13 protein-coding genes are annotated in these 15,807 nt (G+C 73.9%); 7 read left to right on the forward strand and 6 right to left on the reverse strand.

Going from position 1 to position 15,807, the window contains the following annotated elements:
* Nucleotides 1-590: 590 nt before the first annotated feature.
* Nucleotides 591-1,361 carry a glutamate racemase gene (locus tag ACWGJO_RS28110; RefSeq protein WP_452187943.1) on the reverse strand — a complete coding sequence of 257 codons (771 nt, stop codon included), beginning with the start codon at nt 1,359-1,361 and terminating at the stop codon, nt 591-593.
* A gap of 18 nt (nt 1,362-1,379) precedes the next feature.
* Between ACWGJO_RS28110 and ACWGJO_RS28115 the strand changes: the two genes are divergently transcribed.
* Nucleotides 1,380-2,567: a glycosyltransferase gene (locus tag ACWGJO_RS28115; protein WP_452187945.1), complete on the forward strand. Its 1,188-nt coding sequence runs from the start codon at nt 1,380-1,382 to the stop codon at nt 2,565-2,567.
* Between the two features lie 57 nt (nt 2,568-2,624).
* A complete protein-coding gene (locus ACWGJO_RS28120; RefSeq protein WP_452187947.1) occupies nt 2,625-3,371 on the forward strand; it encodes an SAM-dependent methyltransferase in 747 nt (248 codons plus the stop codon).
* 111 nt (nt 3,372-3,482) lie between these two features.
* Here the strand turns inward: ACWGJO_RS28120 and ACWGJO_RS28125 are convergent, their stop codons facing one another.
* From ACWGJO_RS28125 to ACWGJO_RS28135, 3 genes are all read right to left on the reverse strand, one after another.
* Nucleotides 3,483-4,358, reverse strand: a complete 876-nt coding sequence (locus ACWGJO_RS28125) for an alpha/beta fold hydrolase (protein WP_452187949.1) — start codon at nt 4,356-4,358, stop codon at nt 3,483-3,485.
* 135 nt (nt 4,359-4,493) lie between these two features.
* Entirely contained in the window at nt 4,494-5,168 is a 675-nt protein-coding gene (locus ACWGJO_RS28130; RefSeq protein WP_452187950.1) for a thiol:disulfide interchange protein DsbA/DsbL, read from the reverse strand.
* 199 nt (nt 5,169-5,367) lie between these two features.
* Nucleotides 5,368-6,663: a glycosyltransferase family 4 protein gene (locus ACWGJO_RS28135; protein WP_452187951.1), complete on the reverse strand. Its 1,296-nt coding sequence runs from the start codon at nt 6,661-6,663 to the stop codon at nt 5,368-5,370.
* A 446-nt stretch (nt 6,664-7,109) separates the two neighbouring features.
* Here ACWGJO_RS28135 and mscL point away from each other — a divergent pair, with 446 nt between their 5' ends.
* The 5 genes from mscL (at nt 7,110) to ACWGJO_RS28160 (ending at nt 13,105) form a co-directional block, all read left to right on the forward strand.
* Nucleotides 7,110-7,556, forward strand: a complete 447-nt coding sequence (mscL, locus tag ACWGJO_RS28140; protein ID WP_380353130.1) for a large conductance mechanosensitive channel protein MscL — start codon at nt 7,110-7,112, stop codon at nt 7,554-7,556.
* A gap of 449 nt (nt 7,557-8,005) precedes the next feature.
* Nucleotides 8,006-8,785 (forward strand): DUF6643 family protein, encoded by a 780-nt coding sequence (locus ACWGJO_RS28145; protein WP_452187952.1) that lies wholly within the window; start codon nt 8,006-8,008, stop codon nt 8,783-8,785.
* A 196-nt stretch (nt 8,786-8,981) separates the two neighbouring features.
* A complete protein-coding gene (locus tag ACWGJO_RS28150) occupies nt 8,982-9,857 on the forward strand; it encodes an MOSC domain-containing protein (RefSeq protein WP_452187954.1) in 876 nt (291 codons plus the stop codon).
* Nucleotides 9,858-10,216: 359 nt separating this feature from the next.
* Nucleotides 10,217-12,724, forward strand: coding sequence for a right-handed parallel beta-helix repeat-containing protein (locus tag ACWGJO_RS28155; RefSeq protein WP_452187955.1), 2,508 nt, complete (start codon nt 10,217-10,219; stop codon nt 12,722-12,724).
* An 81-nt stretch (nt 12,725-12,805) separates the two neighbouring features.
* Nucleotides 12,806-13,105: a DUF6191 domain-containing protein gene (locus ACWGJO_RS28160; protein WP_452187956.1), complete on the forward strand. Its 300-nt coding sequence runs from the start codon at nt 12,806-12,808 to the stop codon at nt 13,103-13,105.
* Nucleotides 13,106-13,233: 128 nt separating this feature from the next.
* On the opposite strand, the gene ACWGJO_RS28165 is transcribed toward ACWGJO_RS28160, so the two are convergent.
* Both ACWGJO_RS28165 and ACWGJO_RS28170 read right to left on the reverse strand, forming a co-directional pair.
* On the reverse strand, nt 13,234-14,364 hold the full coding sequence (locus ACWGJO_RS28165; RefSeq protein ID WP_452187957.1) for a PLP-dependent cysteine synthase family protein: 1,131 nt from the start codon (nt 14,362-14,364) through the stop codon (nt 13,234-13,236).
* Nucleotides 14,365-14,521: 157 nt separating this feature from the next.
* Nucleotides 14,522-15,802 (reverse strand): ROK family protein, encoded by a 1,281-nt coding sequence (locus tag ACWGJO_RS28170; protein ID WP_452187958.1) that lies wholly within the window; start codon nt 15,800-15,802, stop codon nt 14,522-14,524.
* Between the last annotated feature and the right edge of the window lie 5 nt (nt 15,803-15,807).

The following is a 15,807-nucleotide window of genomic DNA, read 5'->3' on the forward strand; positions in this document are numbered from 1 at the left end:
GCCGACTTCCTGCGCGCGCACCACCGCCGACCCGCTCGCCCCACAGGCACCGGAGGTGCCAGCCAGGCACGGCCACCGCACCCCGCCCGGCCTCCCGCAATCGCCGCACCGGAAAATCGGCCGCGCCGACCTCTCGATTCCAAGATCATGTAAGCGACGAGCCGGTCCGGACCATCACCCCCGCGTGAGAAGTCGACCAGATCGACTTCTCACGCACTCACCCTGCCGAAGCCGTGCGCCCCCAGAAATGCCGGCCACACCGACTTCCCACACGCCCAAAGATGGCCCCACGCCAAAATCCGGCCAGCCCGACTCCCCCAGACCCCACCGCGCCCGGCACCCCACGCACGACCCGACTCCATGCGCGTAGAGGCCGCCCGAAGCCGGCCCCGCGCGCAGCAGCTCGGCATGAGAAGTCGGCCGAGTCGACTTCTCACACACCGGGCGCGCTCGGGCGGGCGATCAACAGGCCTCGGGGTGGTGAGGCGGCGCAGCCGTGGCGCCGAGCGCGGAGCGGAAAGTCGACCGGATCGACTTTCCGCGCTGCGGCGTTCGGTCGCTCGGTCGGGGCGGCCGGCTTCCGTCCGGGGTCAGCCGATGAGGGTGGCGAGGGCGTTGCCCTGGGGGTAGAGGGCGGCGACCGGGGGGAGGTTGGCGGGGGCGCCGGCGTGGAGGACGGTGAGGGTGCCGCCGCCCGTCCGGGTGGGGTCGGCGACGCGGCGGAGGGCCTGGGCGGCCACGGCGTCGGCGGAGCCGTGCAGGGTGAGCCCCGGCGAGGCGGTCGGGGCGACGGCGGCGCGGATGCGGTCGTCGACGAGTTCGTAGTGGGTGCAGCCGAGCACGATGACGTCGGTCCCGACCGGCGTCCGGGCGGCGGCATCGGCGATGGCGGCGGTGATGGCCTCGTCGTCGCCGTGCTCGACCGCGTCCGCGAGGCCCGGGCAGGCGACCTCGGTGACGTCCGCCGAACCGCCGAAGTCACGGATCAACCCGCGCTGGTAGGCACTGCCGGTGGTGGCCGGGGTGGCCCAGATGGCGACCCGGCCGCCCTGCGCGGCGGCGGGCTTGATCGCCGGGACGGTGCCGATCACCGGGAGCCCGGGCTCCAGCTCGGCCCGCAGGGTGGCGAGCGCGTGCACGGAGGCGGTGTTGCAGGCGATCACCAGCGCGTCGGGTTCGAGCGCGGCGGCGGCCCGGCAGCAGCCGAGGGCCAGCTCCGTGACCTCTTCCGGCGTACGCGGCCCCCACGGCATCGAGGCCGGGTCGGAAGAGAGCACCAGATCCACGTCCGGGCGCAGCTTCCGAAGGGCGGCGGCGGCCGCCAGCAGGCCGATTCCGGAGTCCATCAGTGCGATCTTCACGGGTCAAGACTTTAGTCGATGCGCCCGTCCGGCCCGGTTCTGCGGCAGACTGCCGGGGTGACCGTCCTGCTGTGGATCGCCGCGTTCTCCCTGCTGGTCTGGCTCTGGCTGGCGTGCTGCCACGGTTCGTTCTGGCGCACGGACGTACGGCTGCCGCCTCGTCGCCCGCCGGTCCGCTGGCCGCAGGTGGCGGTCGTGGTGCCGGCCCGGGACGAGGCCCCGGTGCTCCCGGCGAGCCTGCCGACGCTGCTCGCGCAGAAGTATCCGGGTCGGGCCCGGGTGTTCCTGGTGGACGACCACAGTTCGGACGGCACCGGTGCCCTGGCGGCGGAGCTGCGGACGATCGACGGGCTGGAGCTGACCGTCACCACCCCTCCCCCGCTGCCGCCGGGCTGGACCGGCAAGCTGTGGGCGCTGCGGCACGGCGTGGCGCTGGCCGGGCCGGACGTCGAGTACCTGCTGCTGACGGACGCCGACATCGCGCACGGCCCGGATTCGCTGGCCGAGCTGGTGGCCGCGGCCGAGAGCAACGGGCTGGACCTGGTGTCGCAGATGGCCCGGCTGCGGGTGGAGACCGGCTGGGAGCGGCTGATCGTGCCGGCCTTCGTGTACTTCTTCGCCCAGCTGTACCCGTTCCGCCGGAGCAACCGTCCCGGTGCCCGGACGGCGGCCGCGGCCGGCGGCTGCTCGCTGGTGCGGCGTGAGGCGCTGGAGCGGGCGGGCGGGGTGGCGGCGATCCGGGGCGCGGTGATCGACGACGTGTCGCTGGCCCGGGCGGTGAAGGCCGCCGGCGGCCGGACCTGGCTGGGCCTGGCCGAGGACGTGGACAGCGTGCGCCCGTACCCGCGGCTGGAGCAGCTGTGGCGGATGGTCTCCCGCAGCGCCTACGCCCAGCTCAGGCACTCGCCCGTGCTGCTGCTCGGGACGGTGCTGGGGCTGGTGCTGGTCTATCTGGTGCCGCCGGTGGCGACGGTGGCCGGGCTGGTGGGCGGGGTGCCGCCGGTGGCGGCCGCGGGCGGGGCGGCGTGGGCGCTGATGGCGGGCACGTACCTGCCGATGGTCCGGTACTACGGGCAGCCGGCCGCGGCCGTGCTGCTGTTGCCGTTCACCGCGGGGCTGTACCTGCTGATGACGGTGGACTCGGCGGTGCGGCACTGGCGCGGCCGGGGCGCCGCGTGGAAGGGCCGGACGTACTCCCGGGCCTGAGCGGTCCCCTGTGCCGATCCCGCTGCGCGGTGGGCCGACTCGTTCCATACTGCTCGGATGGACCGTCAGCAGATCTCCCGCCTCGCCCATGCCCGCCACCCGGTCGCGGCCCCGCTGGCGGACGAGTCGGTGGCCCGGTTGCTGGACCGCGCCACGGCCGGGACGGAGCGGGGCCGGGCTCTGGACCTGGGCTGTGGTGAGGGCGCCTGGCTGCTCCGGACGCTGGCCGCTCATCCGGGCTGGCGGGCGGTGGGCGTGGATCTGGACGCGGCCGCGCTGACCCGGGCCCGGGAGACCGCGACCGCGCTCGGCGTGGTTCGCCGGATCGGCCTGCACCACTTGGATGTACGGGAGTTCACCGCGAGGGAGCCGTTCGACCTGGTGCTGTGCGTCGGCGCCACCCATGCGTTCGGCGGTCTGCTGCCGACGCTCGCCGCGGCCCGCGAACTCCTGGCCCCGGGCGGCCGGTTGCTGGTCGGCGAAGGGTTCTGGCAGCGCGAGCCGTCGCAGTCGGCGCTGGACGGGCTGGGCGCCGCCCGGGAGGACTTCGCCGATCTGGCGACGACCACCGACCGGGTCCTCGCGGACGGCTGGTCACCGGTGTTCGGTCACGTCAGTTCCGAACAGGAGTGGGACGACTACGAGTTCTCCTGGACGGGCTCGCTGGCCGAGTGGGCACTGGATCACCCGGGCCACCCGGACGCGGCGGCCGCCCGCGAGGCCGCGGACCGGCACCGCACCGAGTGGCTGCACGGCTACCGGGGGACGCTCGGCTTCGTCACGTACCTGCTGCGCCGCGACTGACGACTGACGCGGCTGAAGTGACCGGAGCGACCGCGACGGCCGAAGCCGCGGAAGCCTCCGGCCCCGTTGGAGCGTTCGGAGCGGCCGGGTTCCCGCCGCCCGGGCGATCGGCTACTTCGGGATCCGCGCGAGGAAGTCGTCGATCAGCGGGGCGATTTCGGGCAGCTTCTCCTCCAGGGCGAAGTGCCCGGTGTCGAACAGGTGCAGCTCGGCCCCGGGCAGGTCGCGCAGGTAGGCGCGGGCGCCGGCCTCGGTGAAGAACGGGTCGCCCAGGCCCCAGAGCACCAGAGCGGGCGGCTGGTCGGCGCGCAGCCAGGCCTGCCAGGCGGGGTAGAGCTCGACGTTGGAGAAGTAGTCGAGGGCGAGTTCGACCTGGATGTCCTTGCGGCCGGGCAGGTCGAGGAAGTGCTGGTCGAGCGTCCAGCCATCGGGGGCGATCAGGCTCTGGTCGCCCGTGCCGCCCTCGTACTGGTCGCGGGTGACGTCCAGGGTGAGGATCGAGCGGGCGGCGTGCTCGGCGCCCGGCACGCCGCGCTTGTTGGCGATGAACTCCCGTGCCCGGCCGGAGAGTCCCTCCTCGTAGGCGTTGCCGTTCTGGATCACCAGGCCGGCGATCCACTCCGGGTGCCGGGTGGCCAGGCGCAGGCCGACGGGGGCGCCGAAGTCGAAGACGTACAGCGCGAAGCGGTCCAGGCCGAGGGCGAGGCAGAACCCCTCGATCACCTCGGCGAGGTTGTCGAAGCGGTACGTGAAGGTGCCGGGCGCGGGGCTGTCGCTGTGGCCGAAGCCGGGGTAGTCGGGGGCTATCAGGCGGTAGCGGGTGCCGAGCGCGTCGAGCAGCCGGGCGTACTGGTGGGAGGACGACGGGAAGCCGTGCAGCAGCAGGAGCACGGGCGCGTCGGCCGGGCCGGTTTCGCGGTAGAAGACGCGCAGGCCGTCGACGTCGACGTGGCGGTGGTGGACGTGCGGGATCGTCAGCTCGCTCATGCTAACCATTAAACAGCACCTGAACGGTTAGACAAGCTGAACGGTTGGACAAGGTCCTTGTCCGGCAAACCGCTTGCCGGACAAGACACATGTGCGAGCTGATCCGATGTCACCGACGCGGCCGGGAGGGCCGGCTCAGTGGCGGTGCTGCCGCTCCTGCTGCACCAGGTGGTCGAGCACCTCGGGCATCGCCTCGACCCCGCCGGCCTGGGTCGGCGAGGTGCGGTACTCGCCCTGGACCACGACCGTCGGCAGCTCGTTGATGCCGTAGCGGGTGAAGGCGGCGGCGGCCTCGTCGACCGACCGGCCCACCGCGGCCGAGCGGTAGGCCCGGCCGAACGCCTGGGCGTCGACGCCGTTGTGCACGGCCCAGTCGGTGGCGGCGGCCTCGGTGGTGAGGTCGAGGCCCTCGTTGTGCACGGCGCGGAACACGCTGGTCTGAAGGCGGCCGACCAGGCCGAGCCGGTCCAGCGTGTAGTACAGCCGGGCATGGCCGCGTTGCACGGCCTCGTCCTGGCTGCCGGGCCAGACGGCCGGGACGCGGCGCAGCACGACATCGGCGCGGTGCTTCTCCGCCCAGGCCTGCAAAGGCTGTTCGAGCGCCTGGGAGTGGCCGCAGTCGTACCAGAAGAATTCGACCGCCTCGGTCCGGGCGCTCGCTCGCACCGGTTGCGGGTGGTCGAGTTCGACGAACTTGGCGCCCTCGGCAGGGGGTTGGTGGGACATCGCGCCGGCCTGGACGGGGGACGCGGCAATCCCGACGGCGACGGCGAGCAGGACGGTGGACCGCAGCAGCGACTTCGAGTTCACACCGGGCAGTGTGCTGGCGACGGTTCGCTACCGGCCGGTTGCTGCGGCGCAGGCGGGGCCGGATTCGCTCGATCGGCGCACCCGGGCCCGCGCCCGTTGACGGGACGGAGCACCCGACAGGGGCAGCAGAACCGACGTGCGCGGCGGGCCCACGGGACCGGAGTGCGCACGGGCCCACGGGACCGGGGTGCGCGGCGGGTCAGCCGGCGGCCTCCGGGCCCGCCGTCCACACCTCGGCGACCAGGTGCTGCCAGGCGTCCACGACGGCACCCAGCTCGAAGTGCTCCAGCGCGTGCGCCCGGGCCGCCGCGCCCAAGCCCGCCCGGTTGACCGCCAGCACCTTGCCCAGCGCCTCGGCGAGGGCGAGCGGGTCCCCGGGGGCGACCAGCGCGCCGGTCGCACCGTCCCGGACCACCTCGCGCACCCAGCCGACGTCAGTGGCCACAGCGGGCACCCCGGCCAGCGCCGCCTCGATCAGCGCGCCGGGCACGCCCTCGCTGTCACTGGTCAGCAGCAGCGCGTCGGCGGCGCGGTAGAGCGGGGCCGGGTCGGACAGCGGGCCGAGGAAGTGGGCGCGGGCGGCGGCCGGGTGGCGGGCCAGCGCCTCGCGCAGCGGCCCGTCCCCGGCGACGGCGAGCCGGACGTCGGGCAGCCGGTCGAGCACGTCGAGGGCGAGGTCGAGCCGCTTCTCGGGAGCTATCGCCCCGATCCAGGCGACCAGCAGCACGTCGGCCGGCAGGCCCAGCGCGTGCCGCGCGGCCCGCCGGTCGTCCCGGCCGTCGGCGGGCGGATAGCTTTCGGCGGCACGGGAGTTGGGGATCACGTGGACCTTGCCCTCGGGCAGCCGGAACTGTTCCTCCAGAACGATGCGCGCCTCCTCGGTGAGGGTGGTGACGGCGGCCGCGCGGTGCATCAGCGCGCCGCCGCGCACCCGGCGCAGCCGGTTGGCGGTCCAGTAGCGCGGGTGGCCGACCGAGACGTAGACGAAGGGCGTACGGGTCCCGGCCAGGGCGAGGGCGCAGGCGGCCAGGGTGTCCGAGCCGTGGGCGAGCACCACGTCGGCGGCGCGCGAGGCGGCGCGCAGCGCCCGCAGGGTGCTCGGGTGCAGCCGCCCGGGGCCCAGCACGGCGGCGGAGCGCAACCCGGAGGCGGCGGAGCAGTCCACGGAGGCCCGGCCGGCGGCGTCGGGGGCCCGGCCGGCGGCGTCGGGGGCCCGGCCGGCGGAGTCAGGTGCCCGGCCCGCGGAGTCGGAACCCCCGTCCCCGGAGGCGGAGTCGGGACCCGGATCCGCGCAGTCCCGCCTCGACCCGACGGGGCCGGGGTGGACGGCCGGATGCGGGGCGAGGGCGCACAGTGCGGAGGACTGCCCCCGACGGCCCAGTTCCCGGTGGAGGTCACGGGCGAAGTTCTGTGCGCCGCCACGGCGTGAGTCGCTGATCAGATGCAGGACACGCGGACGGTTTCCGGCCGGATCGGCCGACAAATGGTCGGGCATGGACCGACCTTGGCACAGTGCTCCGTCCGGTACATCCCCTTCGCGCAACCTGATGGTGGCCCATCCGCCCGCACTTGTACACCCGATGTGCGCCACGGGGCCGCCGTCGTGCGCCGGATGCGACCACTGTGCGCCCCGCCTCGCCCCCTGCCGCGCTCCGGTTCACCCCGTCGCGCCGGGTCGGCGCCGTCCCGGCTCGGCGTGTGCCGGTGTCACATGCGCTTTCGCGCAGCGTGGTCGAGCCGGATGTTCGACCGCCGAAAGGCCGGTGCGCGGAGCGCCCCCACCCCGCCCGGCCGGTCGGGGCCGGGCCCCGCGGCGGTTACCCGATTCGGGTGAACGCGGTTGGACCTCGACCCGGGCCGCTCGGCAGGATGTCCGGCCGGGGGCGGCACCCGCCGTGCCGCCCCATCTCCCCCTTCCTCGTACGGATTTGGAGTCACCCGGTGTTCAAGGGATTCCGCAGCTTCCTGCTGCGCGGAAACGTGGTGGACCTCGCGGTCGGCATCGTGATCGGCGCGGCCTTCACCGCGGTCGTCACCGGGTTCGTCAGCGCCTTCCTCACTCCACTGGTCGGCGTCGCGTCCGGTGCCGTCGGCGACTTCACCCAGAAGACCTTCGACGTGGCCGGCACCCGGTTCCCGTACGGCCTCTTCGTCAACGCGGTCATCGGGTTCGTGCTGACCGCGGCCGTCATCTACTTCGCCGTGGTGCTGCCGGTCGGCAAGCTCCAGGCCCGCTTCGAATCGGCCAAGCCCGCGCCGGCCTCGAAGGTGGACTGCCCGGAGTGCCTGAGCCCGATCCCGGCCGCCGCGACCCGGTGCTCCTTCTGCACCTCCGAGGTCGGCAAGCCGGCCCTGCCCGCGCAGGCCCAGGCGCTGCAGTCGCACTGACCGCCGGGACCGGGCCGGCACCCGTCCGGCACCCGGGCTGCCCCTGGCCGCCGGCGCAGGTCACGGACCAACGGCGCAGGTCACGGGCAGGTCGCAGGCCTGAATCGAACGCCCGGAGAACTGACGGGAATTTTATTCCCGAAACATTCACGAGCCTCCGCCGCCCGCACGGCGGGGGCTCGAATGCGCCCGCGCACGCCCTGTCCGGAAAAAGTTTCTCCGCAGGGCCCCCGACCGTCCACCGGCCGGTCACCACAAGGCCTTCCGGCGACTCCGTCCGGCGACCGTTCGACCACTGACGGGGCGCCAAGGTTGTCCGGAACCGGACGCCGGAATGTCCGTCTTTCCTACTTTCGAAACCTTTGTGCGAGCGAAGACTGTGTAAACACTCGAACTGCTCCCCCTCCCGCTCTCCTCAGCAGGCGCGTTGTGGGCTTACCGTATGGCCCATGACCTCGCCCCGCTCCTACGACGGAGTCGGCTACCCCTCTCCGTCCTTCTCCTCCGGCACGCCGATCTACGACAGCCTCGTGGCTGAGCGCGGCGTCCCCCAGATCGCGCCCATCAACGTGCCGGCCGCCCTGCCGCCGGCACTGTCGTCCGGTTACGGATCCGGCCCCGGCCAGTCCTACGAGAACCGCTACGGCAACGGGTACGAGAACGCCGGCAGCAACCTCCCCGCGCTGCCGCCCGCCCGCCTCGCCCTGGGCCCCGGCCCGAGCAGCGGTCCCTCCGCCGGCCCCGCCACGGCGTACATCCCCGCGCAGCCCGCGCCGGCGTACGCCGCTCCCCAGCCGCCGCTCCCCGGCTACGGCGCCCCCCAGCCGTACCAGCGACCGCAGCCCGGCGCCCCCGCCTTCGCCCAGGCCACCGGCGGCGGTTACCAGCCGACCGGCGGCCAGAGCTTCGGCGGCCAGAACACCTTCATCGGCGCCCAGGGCGGCCAGCAGACCTTCGGCGCGCAGCAGCCCGGCAGCCAGGGCGGTTTCGGCCAGGGCCAGCCCGCCGGTCCGCAGAGCTTCGGCGGCCAGCAGTCCTTCGGCGGGCCGGGCGCCGGCGGCCCCGGCCTCCAGGGCCAGGGCGGCGACCAGTCCTTCGGCGGCGCCCAGCTGCGCCCGGCCATGGCGCCGGTCGCGCCGGTCCGCCCGATGCAGCCGCAGCGCCCGGGCCCGTACAGCGAGCCCGGCCAGTTCCAGGGCGGCTACCAGCCGCAGGGCCAGGGCTACTGAGCCACTGCCGCCCCGAGGCCGTCCCCCACACGGCCCGAACCCGCACCACCTGAGCAGCACCCAGCGCCCCGTGCGCCGGGCGAACGGAGAAACGGGTCATCCACGGACCGCCCGGCACGCCCCCACGGCGTCCGGGCGGTCCGTGCGCATCCGGGGTCCTTCCCTGCGGACCGGGACCGGCTGGCAGGATGGGGGAATGCAGCTCACCGGACTCCACGTCTACCCCGTCAAGTCGATGTACCGCCTGAGCCCGGACACCGCCGTGGTCCAACCGTGGGGCCTGGCCGGAGACCGTCGCTGGATGCTCGCCGACGCGACCGGACGGTTCGTCAGCCAGCGTGAGAACGCGGTCCTCGGACAGGTCCGCGCCGAACTGCTGCCCGAAGGCGCCCTCGGCCTGACCGCCCCGGACGGCTCCCGGATCGAGGTCACCGCCCCCGCCGTCGCGGCCGGCGACCCGCTCGCCGACGTCGAGGTCTGGGGCACCCGATTCCACGCCGCCGAGGCCGACAAGGAGACGCACCAGTGGATCGCCGAGCACCTCGGCGACTACCGCCTGGTGCACCTGGACGACCCGCACGCCCGGCCGGTCGACCCGGAGTACGGCCGGCCCGACGACAACGTCTCGATGGCCGACGGCTTCCCGCTGCTGCTCACCACCACCGCGTCCCTGGACCGGCTCAACGAGCTGATCGCCACCGAGAACCCGGACGGCCACGAGACCCTGCCGATGGAACGTTTCCGCCCGAACGTGGTGGTCGGCGGCGCCGAACCGTGGGCCGAGGACACCTGGAGCAGGATCCGGATCGGCTCGGTCACCTTCAAGGTGGTCAAGCCCTGCGGCCGCTGCGTGATCACCACCACCGACCAGGAGACCGGCGAGCGGCGCGGCAAGGAACCGCTGCGCACCCTGGCCCGGCACCACCGGCTGCTGCGCAAGGCCGCGTTCGGGCAGAACCTGATCCCCGAGCGGCCGGTCGGCATCGAGGGCGACGCGCTCGGCACGCTGCGGCTGGGCGACGAGGTCGAGGTGCTGGAGGACGGGGCGCACTGGCCTGCCGACGGGCGCTGAGCGCGTGGGCGGGCGGACACGGGCGGACGGGCGGACGGGCGGACGGGCGGCACCGGGATTCCGCGGGGCGGGCCGTGCCGACCGATCGCGCCGACTGCCCGCGCCGACCGCCGTTCCAACCTCCCGTCCCAACCTCCCGTGCGACTTCGCGAGCCGACCCGAGCGGAACCACCTCTGTGCGCGCTCGTTGAAACAAGTGGTCGGAACCTGTGGCGGCGCTGAACGCTACCGGTGTCCGCGCGACCGCGGGCGGCCGGACCACCCACGTGGGCGCGCTACGGTGGGCGGACGGCCCGCGCACCCCCGCGCGTACGGCCCGTTGATCGCCGGCTCGACGAAGGTGGGGACGACAGACCGTCATGGCTGAGCACAGGGTCCGAGTCACCCAGGACAGCGCATCCCGCTGGCGTCGCCGCGCGGGAGAGTACGACACGCTCGCGGAGGCCCTGGCCGCCGCCGAACCCGGCGACACCGTGACCGTCCGTCCGGGCACCTTCCGGGAGAACGTGCTCCTGGACAAGCCCGTGACGCTCGTCCCGGCCCAGGGTCCGGGGACGGTCCGGATCGACCCGCCCTCCGGGGTGGCGCTCACCGTGACCGCCGCCGCGACCGTACGCGACCTGGTCGTCGAGGGCGGCGACAGCTCCACCCCCGCCGTCCTGGTCACCGGGCCGGAGGCGACACCCGCCTTCAGCGGCTGCCGGATCGAGACCCGCTCGGCCGCCGGGATCGAGATCACCGACGGCGCCCGGCCGACCCTGCGCGGCTGCGTCGTCACCAACCCGGGCGGGCTCGGGCTGCGGCTGCGCGGCGCGGACACCGCCGCCGCCTTCGAGGACTGCGAGGTCGCCGCCGCCGGACAGGCCGGACTGGCGGTCCTCGGCGGCGCCACCGCGGCCCTGGACCGCTGCCGCGTCCACCACGCCTCCGGCGCCGGCGTCCTGCTCTCCGACCCCGGCAGCGCGGCCGAGCTGACCGGCTGCGAGATCTACGAGATCCGCGGCAGCGGCGTGCAGGCCGAGGCGCAGGCGGGCGGGCGGCTGGTCGACTGCGAGATCCACCGCGTCACCGGCAACGGCCTGACCCTGGACGGCGAGGCCGAGCTGGTGCTCACCGGCTGCCGGGTGCACGACCTGCCGGAGAACGGCGCCGACCTGCGCGGACGCGCCCGGCTGAGCCTCGCGAACAGCACCGTCCGGGACTTCGGGCGCGGGGCGCTGTCGGTCTGGGACCAGGGCACCGAGGCCGTCGCCGAGTCCTGCCAGATCCACAGCTCGACCGGCGAGTACCCGGCACTGTGGGTCAGCGACGGCGCCCGGCTGACCCTCACCGACTGCTCGCTGCACGACCTGCCGGACGCCCTGTTCGTCCTCGACCGGGACTCCGCCGCCACCGCCGAGGGCTGCTCGTTCAGCCGGATCCGCAGTTCGGCGGTCTCGGTCAGCGGCGGGGCCACCGTCTCCCTCGCGTCCTGCCGGGTGCAGGAGGCGGGCACCGGGCTCTGGTTCCGCGACCACGGCAGCGGCGGACTCCTCACCGACTGCGAGATCTCCGACGTGGCCACCGGCGTGATCGTCACCAAGGGCGCCGACCCGGTGCTGCGCGACTGCACCGTACGGGCCAGCACGGACGCCGGGGTGTACGTCTCGGCGCAGGGGCGGGGCACCTTCGAGGACTGCCGGGTCTCCCAGGGCAAGGGCTTCGGTTTCCACATCATCGACGGCTGCCGGACCCAGCTCATCCGGTGCCGGGCGGAGCACAACCAGCGGACCGGGTTCGAGTTCTCCGAACCGGGACCGGTCACGGAGGGGTGCATCTCGGACGACGTCGCGGCCGCTCCGGTACCGGCCGCCCCCGCCACCCCCGGTGGCGGTGCGGGACCGGGGCCCGGGCGCGGGTCCGGACCGGCGTCCGGGCGCGGGCCGGGGCTGGGCCCGTCCTTCGGACCCCCCGACGTACCGGCGCCGCGCGCGGCCCAACTGGCCTCGGTGGCACCGGTGTTGGCACCGCCAGCGGGCGGCTCGGCGACCATCTCGCCGATCCCGGACTGCCGGCCGGCCGAGGAAGCGCTCGCCGAGCTGGACTCCCTGGTCGGACTGGCCACAGTGAAGCAGGAGGTGCGCACGCTGATCGACCTGATCTCGGTCGGCCGTCGCCGCCGCCAGGCCGGACTCAAAGCGCCCTCGCTGCGCCGGCACCTGGTCTTCACCGGGGCACCGGGCACCGGCAAGACCACCGTCGCCCGGCTCTACGGCGAGATCCTCGCCTCGCTCGGGGTGCTCCAGCGCGGGCACCTGGTCGAGGTGGCCCGAGTGGACCTGGTCGGCGAGCACATCGGCTCCACCGCGATCCGCACCGCGGCCGCCTTCGACCGGGCACGCGGCGGGGTGCTCTTCATCGACGAGGCGTACGCGCTGGCACCCGAGGACGGGGCACGGGACTTCGGGCGCGAGGCGATCGACACCCTGGTCAAGCTGATGGAGGACCACCGGGACGAGGTGGTCGTCATCGTGGCGGGCTACACCGCCGAGATGGAGCGCTTCCTCTCCGCCAACCCCGGTGTCTCCTCCCGCTTCTCCCGCACCATCGGCTTCCCCGACTACACGGCGGACGAACTGCTGGAGATCGCCAGGGCACAGTGCGCCGAGCACGAGTACGCGCTCTCCGAGGACACGGAGAAGTCGCTGCTGGAACACTTCGGCGGGCTGGAGCGCGGGCCCACCTTCGGCAACGGGCGCACCGCACGGCAGGTCTTCGAGACCATGGTCGAGCGGCACGCGGTGCGGATCGCCCATCTCGCGAACCCGTCCACGGAGGAACTCCAGCTGCTCGTCCCGGCCGACCTGCCGGCCGCGCCGCTGCCGTAGCGGCGGCGGCTGGGGCAGGGGGCAGGGAGGCAGCGTCGCGACAGGGGAACTCGTCGGCCGCACCGGGCCGTTGAGGCGGACATGGGCGTGCTGCTGACGGGCGCGGCGGGCGGGTTGCTGCTGCCGGCCGGACTGGTCGTGGTGTTCTTCCTGGGCGCGGTGGTGCGGCGGCTGCGCGCCCGCCCGACGGCGGAAGCGGGCAGCGGACGCGGTGCGGGTGCGACCGCCACGGAGGAGCTGCATGCGCTGCTCTACCCGGGCAAGCGGGTGCAACTGGAGCAGCGGCGGGTCGAACTGGTACTGCGGGACGACGAGCACGACGGCGCACCGAAGCGTACGGGGATCGACCTCGCAGGCGGCCGGGCGGTCATCCGGCGGTGACGGCCTCGGGCCCCAGGCGAACAGGCGAGGGCGAACAGGCGACAGATGTCAGGTAACAGATAACAGATGATGAAATCTGTCAGCTGACAGTTGTCATCCGTCTGCCCTCGACTGTCCGCCCGCCGGGCTCAGCCCACCCAGGCACCGCCCGCGAGGAAGGACTCCAGCGCCGCCCGGTAGGGCGCGATGTCGATCCGCTCGCCCGCCAGCCAGTCGTCGGAGTAGTACTTGTCCAGGTAGCGGTCCCCCGGGTCGCAGATCAGGCCGACCACACTGCCCGTCCGCCCGTCCGCCCGCATCTCGGCGACGATCCGCAGCGCACTCCACAGGCCCGTCCCGGTGGAGGCCCCCGCCTTCTTGCCGAGCACCTGCTCCAGCACCCGTACGGCGGCGATCGACGCAGCGTCCGGCACCCTCATCATCCGGTCGATCGCCCCCGGGACGAAGCTCGGCTCCATCCGTGGCCGCCCGATGCCTTCGATCCGCGAACCGCTCTCGCAGACGGCGTCCGGGTCGTGGTGCACCCAGCCGTCGAAGAAGCAGGAGTTCTCCGGGTCCGCGACGCAGATCCGGGTGTCGTACTGCATGTAGTGGACGAACCGGGCGATGGTCGCCGAGGTGCCACCGGTACCGGCGGTGGCCACGATCCAGGCCGGCTCGGGGTGCGGCTCCAGGCGCAGCTGGGCGAAGACCGACTCGGCGATGTTGTTGTTGCCGCGCCAGTCGGTGGCCCGCTCGGCGTAGGTGAACTGGTCCATGTAGTGCCCACCGGTCTCCTCGGCGAGCCGGGCGGAGACCTCGTACACCTCGTCCGAACGCTCGACCAGGTGACACTCGCCGCCGTGGAACTGAATCAGGTCGATCTTGGCCTGGCTGGTGCTCTTGGCCATCACGGCGATGAACGGCACGCCGATGAGCTGGGCGAAGTACGCCTCGGAGACGGCGGTGGAGCCGCTGGAGGCCTCGATCACCGGCTTGCCGGGCCGGATCCAACCGTTGCAGAGCCCGTAGAGGAAGAGTGAGCGGGCCAGGCGGTGCTTGAGCGAGCCGGTCGGGTGGGTGGACTCGTCCTTGAGGTAGAGGTCGATCCCCCACTGAGCGGGCAGCGGGAAGCGCAGCAGGTGGGTGTCGGCAGAGCGGTTGGCGTCGGCCTGGACCTTGCGCACCGCCTCCTTGAGCCAGGCGCGGTACTCCGGGTCGGAGCGGTCGACGTCGACGGCCGGCTCGATACCGGGCTGGGTGCCGCGCTGGGTGCTCATAGTCGCTGTCTCCCTCGTAGTGACCCCCCACTGCTCACTACGAGTGTATAAGAGTCACGATAAGTGACCGTTTTCGCAGTCCCAGCTTCCGCTTATCGCCTCCACCGCCTTGATCGCCTCATCGCCCTCTATTGACCCCTATTGCCCTTGGTCGCCGTCAGGGCAGAACCGGCACCGACTGCGGATCCGCCAGGTACGGCCCCCAGCCCAGCTCGGCCGCGCCCGCGAGCGCGCCGTGCGCCAGCTCCGCGCCGACGATCGGCACCCGGCCGCTGCGCCCCCACAGGCTGCGCTCGGCGACCACCGACCGCAGCCGGTCAGGCGCGGCGTCCAGCAGGTGGAGGTGCAGCCCGCTGAGGACCACCCGGTCGGGGTTGAGGATGTTGGCGACGCCCGCCAGGCCGAGCCCGAGCCGGTCGATGACGTGCTCCACCGCCGCCCGCGCCCGGTCGTCCGTCGCGGCCGCCCGGCACAGCTCGCGCGCCTGGTCGAGCAGTGGGCGCCCCGGTTCCGGGGTGAGTCCGGCGGCGGCGAACAGCGCGTCGGGGTCGGTCTCGGAATTGAGGCAGCCCCGGTTGCCGCACTTGCACGGTCGGCCCTGCGGGTCGACGGTGAGATGGCCGACCTCCAGGGCCAGGCCGGCGCTGCCGGTGTGCAGGTGGCCGTCGATGACCAGCGCACCACCGACGCCGCGGTGGCCGGACGTGACGAAGAGCAGGTGGCGGGCGCCTCGGCCGGCACCGTGCCGGTACTCGGCGAGCGCGGCCAGGTTGGCATCGTTGGCGATCGCGGTGGGCAGCGGGCGCATTGCCCTGGGACCGTGATCGGCGCGTCCGACCTCGACGTCGTACAGGTCGGCGACCGGGGTGCCGCTGGGCCAGGCGAAGTGCAGCGCGGCGAGGGCGGCGCCGTCCGGCTCGGTGACCGGGTTGGGCAGCGCGAGAGCCGCACCCAGACAGCGACGGTCGGTCGCGCGGGCCAGCTCGGCGCCCGCCACGGCGACGGCGCGCAGCATCCGGACCGGGTCGGTGGCGGCGGGCAGCGGCAGATGCAGGGGCGGGTCGAGCAGTCCGCCGAGGCCGGCCAGGGTGACACTCAGTCCGTCGGCATGAATCTGCCCGGCGACCACGACCGGGCCCTGCGGGTCGATCGCGAGCCGGTGCGAGGGGCGGCCGCGGCCCCCGCCCGCCGGGCGCGAGTCGACGGTGATCAGGCCGAGCGCCTCCAGTTCGGCGGTGACCGCGCCGGCCGTGGCCCGGGTGACGTCCAGTGCTCGGGTGAGCGCCGAGCGGGTCGGCGTCTGGCCCGTGTGGATCAGGGAGAGCGCAGGACCCAGCAGCGTCCGGCCCCGGTCGGGCGCGGCGCGGCGGTGACTGTCGCGCTGCGCGTCGGAGTCGGTTCCGGTACCGGGCCTCGGGCTTGATGGTGAGAGCTGCACGCCCC

The organism is Kitasatospora sp. NPDC054795 (genome assembly GCF_053611565.1).